This window comes from Bacillus sp. Nf3 (assembly GCF_003028545.1).
Taxonomy (GTDB): Bacteria; Bacillota; Bacilli; order Bacillales; family Bacillaceae; genus Bacillus; species Bacillus safensis.
The window spans coordinates 1-506 of sequence record NZ_PYUA01000139.1 but is presented as its reverse complement, the minus strand read 5'-3'; the positions used below and the strand labels follow the sequence as shown (position 1 = coordinate 506).

The following is a 506-nucleotide window of genomic DNA, read 5'->3' as shown; positions in this document are numbered from 1 at the left end:
CTTCGCCGCCTTCGTGCGCTCGGCACAGGGCCAGGCGATCTTGGCCAGGCACGGGTTCGGCAAGCCCTGAAGCATGGATCTGGACTGGAGTGCGCTCGGGTTGTCGCTGAAGGTGGCCGGCTGGGCCACCGCGATCAATCTGGTGCTGGGCGTGGCGCTGGGCGCGTTGCTGGCCCGCCGTCGCTTCCCCGGGCGCGAGCTGCTGGATTCGCTGCTGACCCTGCCGATGGTGCTGCCACCGACCGTGCTGGGCTACTACCTGCTGGTGCTGATCGGGCGCAACGGCCCGATCGGTGCGTGGCTGCAGTCGTGGTTCGGCATCAATCTGGTATTTACCTGGCAGGCGGCGGTGATCGCCGCCGCCGTCGCGTCATTGCCGCTGGTGTTCAAGCCGGCGCGGGCGGCCTTCGAAGAAGTGGACGGGCAACTGGAGCAGGCGGCGCGCACGCTGGGGGTTTCCGAGGCGGCGGTGTTCTTCCGCATTACCTTGCCGCTGGCCTGGCGCG

1 protein-coding gene is annotated in these 506 nt (G+C 69.0%); it reads left to right on the top strand.

Features of this window, described 5'->3' with window-relative positions:
- Positions 1 to 73 precede the first annotated feature (73 nt).
- Positions 74 to 506, top strand: a 433-nt coding sequence (locus C9414_RS21210; RefSeq protein ID WP_142398102.1) for a molybdate ABC transporter permease subunit, incomplete at its 3' end; no start/stop codon positions are given.